This is a genomic window from Microseira wollei NIES-4236 (assembly GCF_020521235.1).
GTDB lineage: Bacteria > Cyanobacteriota > Cyanobacteriia > Cyanobacteriales > Aerosakkonemataceae > Microseira > Microseira wollei.
In genome coordinates, this window is sequence record NZ_BLAY01000290.1 from 1 (window position 1) to 7,648 (window position 7,648).

General features: G+C 43.4%; 6 protein-coding genes and 1 pseudogene. 1 reads left to right on the plus strand and 6 read right to left on the minus strand.

Annotated elements, in window-relative coordinates:
* The 6 genes from MiSe_RS46055 to MiSe_RS52415 form a co-directional block, all read right to left on the minus strand.
* A partial coding sequence (locus MiSe_RS46055; RefSeq protein ID WP_226593580.1) for a hypothetical protein occupies positions 1-196 on the minus strand: 196 nt, incomplete at its 3' end.
* Between the two features lie 52 nt (positions 197-248).
* The gene (locus tag MiSe_RS46060; protein ID WP_226593582.1) at positions 249-1,619 is read right to left on the minus strand and encodes a hypothetical protein; all 1,371 of its coding nucleotides are present in this window, start codon (positions 1,617-1,619) and stop codon (positions 249-251) included.
* Between the two features lie 54 nt (positions 1,620-1,673).
* Complete coding sequence (locus MiSe_RS46065) at positions 1,674-1,988, minus strand: acyl carrier protein (RefSeq protein ID WP_226593584.1); 315 nt, start codon at positions 1,986-1,988, stop codon at positions 1,674-1,676.
* 210 nt (positions 1,989-2,198) lie between these two features.
* A complete protein-coding gene (locus tag MiSe_RS46070) occupies positions 2,199-2,990 on the minus strand; it encodes a response regulator transcription factor (protein ID WP_226593586.1) in 792 nt (263 codons plus the stop codon).
* A 249-nt stretch (positions 2,991-3,239) separates the two neighbouring features.
* A complete protein-coding gene (locus MiSe_RS46075) occupies positions 3,240-4,607 on the minus strand; it encodes a fatty acyl-AMP ligase (protein ID WP_307731667.1) in 1,368 nt (455 codons plus the stop codon).
* On the minus strand, positions 4,567-5,082 hold the full coding sequence (locus tag MiSe_RS52415; RefSeq protein WP_307731668.1) for an AMP-binding protein: 516 nt from the start codon (positions 5,080-5,082) through the stop codon (positions 4,567-4,569). Before MiSe_RS52415 ends, MiSe_RS46075 begins: the two co-directional genes overlap by 41 nt.
* Positions 5,083-6,038: 956 nt before the next feature.
* Between MiSe_RS52415 and devC the strand changes: the two are divergent.
* Positions 6,039-7,151: pseudogene (devC, locus tag MiSe_RS54315) on the plus strand (ABC transporter permease DevC).
* The last annotated feature ends 497 nt before the right edge of the window (positions 7,152-7,648 follow it).

Below are 7,648 nucleotides of genomic sequence, written 5' to 3' on the forward strand. Positions count from 1 at the left end.
CCCATACAGGTGTTGGGTGGGATGTAGGGGCACGGCATAGATATTTTTGGCCCCACAACGAAATATTACTGATGCCGTGCCCATACAGGTGTTGGGTGGGATGTAGGGGCACGGCATAGATATTTTTGGCCCCACAGGGAAATATTACTGATGCCGTGCCCATACAGGTGTTGGGTGGGATGTAGGGGCACGGCATAGATATTTTTGGCCCCACAGGGAAATATTACTGATGCCGTGCCCCTACTGGTTTAAACAACCGACCTACAAAACTGCTCAAATGCCTTGATGTTAGTTTGAATCGCCTGGTTAATAGAACCGCCTTTTGCCATAACCTGCATTTCGCGATTCGCACGCCATAAATAATCAATCGGGTCAAACAGCCGACGCAAATCTGATAACAGACGTTGATGGTATTTCAAAGTTAAATGGAAACCATCATGTTCTTGACACAAGCATTTCTCCAACCACTCAATAGCTTCTTGGGAAGACATATTAAACACAGGAGACTGTAGCAACCTGTAAAACGAAAGCATGAAACTTTCATCGCTGCGGAATATGGCAGGCATACCCCCAGAGAGGCCATTTAACCCGACACTTTGCGCCCGATATATCGTCAGATTCGCTAAAAACTTCTCGTAGGCTGTTGGTTTCGGGAAGTCCTTGTACAAGTCTTGAGCAATCAGTTGAGATGTTGTCGTGTGGAACGCTTCATCCAACAGATGGAAATGGGAAACAGCGAGGGGAGATGGAATAAATTCCCCTTGTTTCTCTAATTCCCTGTAATACAGAGAATAGCGATATTCATAGTTCTTGATCGGCATGTTCGCCATAAAGCGCGTGACGTAGAACACGCAGGCTAAAAAAGGCGAAGTTCCGCAGTTCAAAGTAAAGAATTGTAGCAAAGGTTTGGGTGCTAAATGCCCCAATAAACCAGTAGTTTGAGCCGGAATTGACTCGCCTTTTTCTTCCAAGTCTCTCAAATATTGGGAATAGTGGCGTGCTTGGTTCTTTAGCAGCACTTTATTGGTGACAAACCGCAAGGCGGATTCCTGAAATCCCGACGGCGAACTTTGCCAGTTAAAGCTAAACAATTGCGATTTCTGTCCGGGTGCTAATCTTCGAGGCGAATCGTTTTTTTTGTAGGATTTCCCCTGGATAGAAGCATTAAATGCTGCACCTAACAAATCTCGTTTCGTCTTGTAACCAATCCTGTGGAAGGCATGAATGTGGTGACGTTCCTGTGCCGTTTCTAAATCTAACTCTTGGCAGAGTGTTTCGTAACCGCCAAGGGTGCCAAAAACACCAGCCGTTACCTGATTGTAAAGTACGGCATTTGCTTCGGTGGCAGCAGTTTGATTGTACTGAGTCGCCCAATAAAGATGATTCAGCGCTTTCTTTTGCGAAGGGGAAGCTTGTTCGTAAACAGGAGTTCCGTAAAGCAAAGAAAGCTCCGGTTCGCTCCAATAATAATCCCTGTTGCTGCTGTATTTGAAGTTTCTATCCATTGCTTCTATTTTCTCGGTTAAATCTGATTCTGTGTTGCGTCTATAGTTGATTTCTGTGAGTTTGATATGCTTCTTGGCTGAGGATTGAGTCGATGCTTGAACTGTATTTACCATGAGATTCACCTGATGTTGATTGGTCATTAGTCATTAGCAACTGAAAAATTACACCTAGACTTTGAATTCCTCAGCTAAATGCTGAGCCAAATCCTGAATTGTGGGATAATCGTAAAGTAGGGTTGGAGCGATTTTTCTTCCCATCCAATCCTCTAGGTCGCCCGTCATACCGACTGCTGCTGAAGAATCTAAACCGTATTGGTCGAAGGGAATTGCGGTATCAACTTCATCCGGGTTAATTTCCAGCAGTTGAGCCAAATAGGAGACTATCCATGCTTGAATTTCTGCTGCTGTTGGCTGCTGTTTGCCAGTATCATATTTAGCACCCGCAACGGCGGATATTGTGATTTGAGGATTTTTGGTTTCCATTGTTTAAAGTTTTAGAGTTTTAGCGATCGCTCTGTTATCGTTCTCATCCCCAGCTTGACGTTACGCTTTTTAAACGCGACGCAGAGGTTCGCTTTTTGATAAAGTTTATAAGATGTCAGATGCGCTGGCAATGAACAATTTGTTGATTAAACTAACAAATTTTTCGATTTGGCAGCGTTAATCGTTCAACCAGCGCCTACACTATTTGAATTAGCTGCGATGGGCGCTTCTCCAAGCTTGGGGAGTTGTCCCATGAAGTTGGCGAAATTGGCGGAAGAAATGAACCTGATGCTGATAGCCTACCTTAGCAGCAATCTGCCCTACTACCTGGTCAGTTTCTAGCAGCAAATAACCTGCTGCTGCCATTCGACGTTGGATAATCCAGCGTTGCACTGTTTGTCCTGTTTGGCGTCGCATCAGGTTGGTTAAATAAGCAGGGGAATAACCAACTGCTTGGGCAACATCCCCCAAAGCAATTTGTCGGTGATAATTAGCCTCAATAAAACGGAAAACTTCACACAATTGGGGGTCAGATGGCAAAATTGGCTCAGGGTTAGCCCAGGACGTTACAGTGTCGATAGATGGTGGTTCTCGCACTGACTCGGACTGTTTAGCATACCACTGGGTGAGGAGGCGTTGTTTTTCTAATTGGGTTGCGATCGCTTTCAATAATTCCTCTAACGTGCAAGGCTTGGTAATATAATCATTCGCTCCCAACTCCATCGCTTTGCGGTATTCAATTCGCTTTCCCTCAACAGTGACACAAATGAACGGGATAATTGCCGTAACCGGGTTCTGACGCAACTTAATCAAAACACCATAACCGTCGAGTTTCGGTAGGGCAATCTCGCTAATTATCAAATCGGGTAACTCTTGCTGTGCCACTTCGATGCCAATTCGACCGTTTTCAGCACCGATAGTATGGAAACCTTCAGCTTTAATACCTTCTAAAAACAGATTCCGAGTATCTGCTTGAGCTTCAATCACCAGAATTTTTTTCACTGTTTCTCCTCCGATTCGCACTATTACTAAGGGATTTCCCAAAAATAATTGCTCCCATCTTGTGGGGTGGGCATCCTGCTAGCCTTTGTGTTTTGGCGGGCAAGATGCCCACCCCACAAGAGGTAGTTTCCCTCGTTTCCAGGTTCTACCTGGAAACGCTGACTTTTGGAGGCAGAGCCTCCTTGAAAAGGGAGGCTCTGCCTTGCATATGCCATTCCAAGGCAAGAGCTTTGGAACGAGATAGGATCGCTATACCTGCTTGCCAATTGATAGTTTATGTAACAAGGAATTCACCTCAGCTTCTAGATGCCGAAACTTAGTTTTTCCTTGAGGATTTTCGCTCCAATCCTCGACAACATTTAAACTGCCAGTGATAAATCCAGCCCGACAAGCATGGCGCTGAATCTTACCGCTTGAAGTCTTAGGAATACTTCCAGTTTTAACCAGTACCGCCGCATAAACCTGTAAAGCGTGTTCCGCCGCCACAGCTTGACGAATCGTTCCAACTATTTCATTTACATTCAGTTTCCGCAGATAAGTCCGCTCTACTTCTTGAACAATTACCAATCGTTCTTCGCCCTTTATTTCCACCGTAAAAGCGGCTCCAAAACCAGGGCGCAACGCTGGATGACTTTTCTCCACTGTCAGTTCAATATCCTGGGGATAGTGGTTTTGCCCCCGGATAATAATTACATCTTTAATTCGCCCGGTGACAAATAACTCGCCTTCTTGCAAAAATCCCAAGTCGCCAGTACGCAGAAATGGCCCTTCACCTGTGTCTGCTAGGTAGGCATGAAAAGCCTGTTCTGTTTCTTCAGGTCGATTCCAATAACCGGGCGCTACACTCGCACCCGATACCCAAATTTCTCCCACTTTCTCAGGCGGACAAGCGGTTAAGTTTTCGGGGTCAACAATGAGAATTTTAAGGTCTAAAAAAGTTTGACCGCCACCTACAATTGCCCGCGTAGATTCCTGTTGTCGAACCATTTTTTTCACTTGGTTGCGTTCAAGTGCTGCCCCATCTATTTGACTAATAATCGGTGCAACTTTTCTCTTACTTCCAGAAACCATCAACGTTGTTTCAGCCATGCCGTAGCAGGGGTGAAATGCCTCTTTTTGAAAGCCGCAATCGGCGAAAGTACGAGCAAACATTTCCAGGGTTTCGGCACAAACTGGTTCGGCTCCGGTGAAAGCGACTTCCCAGCTACTGAGATCGAGACTAGCTCTTTGTTCGGGGGTGATTTTATTAATACAAAGGTCGTAAGCAAAATTAGGGCCGCCGCTCGTGGTAACTTTGTAGCGGGAAATCGCCTCTAACCAACGAAAAGGCTTTTGCATAAATGCCAATGCTGGCATCAAAATCATCGGCGCACCGACATAAAGCGGTTGCAAAACTCCGCCAATTAATCCCATATCGTGGTAGGGTGGCAACCAACTGACTCCTTGACTTTTGGGTGTGTCGGCGAAACTTTGATGGATAATCGCACAATTGTGCCAAAGGTTGCGGTGGCTCACCATTACACCTTTGGGCGTACCCGTAGAACCCGATGTGTACTGAAGAAAAGCCAGGGTATTTTCATTCCAGTTTGGCCCTTGATCCTCGCCATGCTTCTGCAAGGTTGGTGGGAATGTTATCTGTTGTTAACAAATGCAAGTTGGTTAATTCAGATTCTTGCAGGCGCTGTTTGATGGTTTCCGATAGGGAGGTAGTGGTGAGTGCTAAAGTTGCTCCCGAAGATGTTGCGATCGCTTGCAACCTCGACATATTCTGATTCGGTCGCGGTGGATAAGCAGGCACGGCTATAACTTTGGCGTACAAGCACCCAAAGAACGCCGCAATAAACTCCAAACCTGGCGGGTAAAGCAGCATCGCACGACAACCAGGCGCATATACGCTTTGAAGATGATATGCGATCGCTCGTGCAATTCGATCCAATTCTTGATAAGTCAGCGTCCCTGCTTCTATTTCCCCATCCTGCAAAAATGTATAAGCCGTTTTATCTGGCTGATTTTGCGCTCTGTACCTCAGCAAGCTTACCAAAGTCGCAACTTCATCCCCGATATCCGTCCCATCATTCAAATACGCAATCATTTCATCCTCCACGCTCAGTAATTCCAAATCCCTACATAACCCGATTTAACTTCACACTCTCTACGCAAAGAAACTTTGGTGATAGGAAAAATCCTTGGTTTGGCAACCAGAGATATGCCTCCCTTCCCTGGGCGAACGACGGTCGAAACCCGGGCAAATCACCTTTGTTTCTCTGAAAAAGCCAGAAACCCGGTTTCTCAGATTGCGTCAGTCCTGAAATAGTTGGAAAATTCTTTGAAAAACTGTATTCTATAAAACAAGATCGTTCATATTGACCTCCATTTAGTTGAACTTACATTTGCCATGCAACAATTTACGCACTGTCCAAACAGCCCGTAATAGAAAGTCCTAAGATTGTCGGCTTCCAGCAGTTTTCAACAACCGCCAATCGAGGAAAATTTTTCTTTCCTCTCTAGCCGAATGCGAAAGTTTTTCCAAACCTATATTTATTGCAATTTGCTAACGAGGAAGTTAACACACCTTTAATCAAACTGTCTAGAGAGATGCAACATAAATCAGCGGGGATCTGCACTAATCATTCTAAAGGTATACTCAATTGAAATATATCTGTGTTGATGGATACATGAAAAATATAAAAACAAATAAAAGCCTTAAACAGCGGCGTACATCTGCCATTGGGTATATATATTTTTTCCAAAAGTGTGGTTTTCGGATGTGGGAAAATTTCCAGCTAAAAAGTAGCTAAGACTACTTGATGAAATTAAATTAGCATCCTAGTATAGGATGAATGACTAAGCCATAAATAAGCAGTTGTGCGGCGGGCACGATTGCTTTTGTCGCGACTGTATTATCGGCGTTTTGGTGAATCTTAACCTGCAAAGTTTTACTTGATAAATTCAGGCAGTAAAGCATGGTAATCTATGCCAATTGCCTGGACAAAAACCTGCTTGAACAAGCTAGTTAAGCAAAGTTCCACCAGTCGGGAGAGCGGGAAAATGATATTTTCTATACCTTTAGCATGGCTGCAACTAACTAGAGAAAAACTGCGTCTGTTGATTGCTTTAGCGGGAATCGCTTTTGCAGCTATTCTCATGTTTATGCAATTAGGATTTCAAGCTGCTCTTTACGATAGCGCTACGCGATTCCATCAGAGTTTACAAGCAGACTTAATTTTAATCAGTACTCGCTCCAAATCTCTGGGCTATATGAGGACTTTTTCTTGGCGTCGTTTATATCAAATATTAGGTTTTAATGGCGTTAAATCTGTTAGCCCTGTATATGTTGGCTTTAGAGACTGGAAAAATCCTGAAACTGGAAATTTTAGAGCTATATATGTTTATGGCTTTCAGCTAGGAAATCCAGCTTTTAACTTTCCTGAACTAGCTGACACTCTCGACGAACTTAAACTGAATGAAAGTATTTTGTTTGATAGAGCTTCTCGCTCAGAATATGGCTCTATTGCTACATAATTTGAGCGGGGAAAACCTATTATTACTGAGTTAGGCAACAAAAGAGTCAAGGTTGTTGGTTTGTTTACACTGGGGCCTTCTTTTGGGGCAGATGGAAATGTAATCTTGAGCGATTTAAATTTCCTCCGCCTATTTACCGATCGTAAAGTAGGACAAATTGATATTGGGATTATTCAGCTTAAACCTCAAGTTAATCCTCAAAATGTTCTTAAAAATATCCAAGCACCCCTACCTAAAGACGTTAGAGTATTAACTCATGAAGGTTTCGTATAATTTGAGAAAACTTACTGGAAAACAAGTACATCAATTGGTTTTATCTTTACTTTAGGTGTAGGTATGGGCTTCATTGTGGGTACGGTTATTGTTTATCAAATTCTTTATGCGGATGTTTCCGATCACCCAGCAGAGTACGCAACTTTAAAAGCAATGGGTTACAGAGACTCATATTTAGAAATTGTGGTGCTACAAGAAGGAATAATTCTAGGTATTTTAGGTTATATTCCAGGATTTGCTCTCACCATTGGTCTGTACGATTTAACTAAACAAGCTACATTTTTACCTATCGGAATGACGTTAACCCGCTGTTTAATTGTCCTAATATTAACTCAAGTTGCTAGTTATCTCTCGATGAGCGGCTAATGGCTAATGGCTAATGGCGAGATTGGTAAAAATCCTATATTAGCAATTAGCAATTAGCAATTAGCAACGCCAAAGTTTATAACTAGCAACTTGCGTTATTAGCAATATCGATGTGTTGTATTTCTGGGCTAATTGCTGTGCGTAAACTACGTAAAATAGACCCAGCAGAGATTTTTTAATTTTTCTGTGAATCACCTCAGTGTTAGAAATGACGCGGGGAGTTTTAATTATGGGTGAAAAACCTGACATCATATGATACCAAGATTCTATAGCCCGCGCAGGCGGGCTTTGTTTATGTAGCCGCGACTTCAGTCGTTAGGTATTTCATCGATTAAGGATTTGCTGACATCATATGATACCAAGATTCTACAGCCCGCGCAGGCGGGCTTTGTTTATGTAGCCGCGACTTCAGTCGTTAGGTATTTCATCGATTAAGGATTTGCTGACATCATATGATACCAAGATTCTACAGCCCGCGCAGGCGGGCTTTGTTTATG

Coding starts and splice junctions, on each gene's coding strand:
- MiSe_RS46060 (WP_226593582.1), bottom strand. CDS start 1,619: ATGGTAAATACAGTTCAAGCATCGACTCAATCCTCAGCCAAGAAGCAT.
- MiSe_RS46065 (WP_226593584.1), bottom strand. CDS start 1,988: ATGGAAACCAAAAATCCTCAAATCACAATATCCGCCGTTGCGGGTGCT.
- MiSe_RS52415 (WP_307731668.1), bottom strand. CDS start 5,082: ATGATTGCGTATTTGAATGATGGGACGGATATCGGGGATGAAGTTGCG.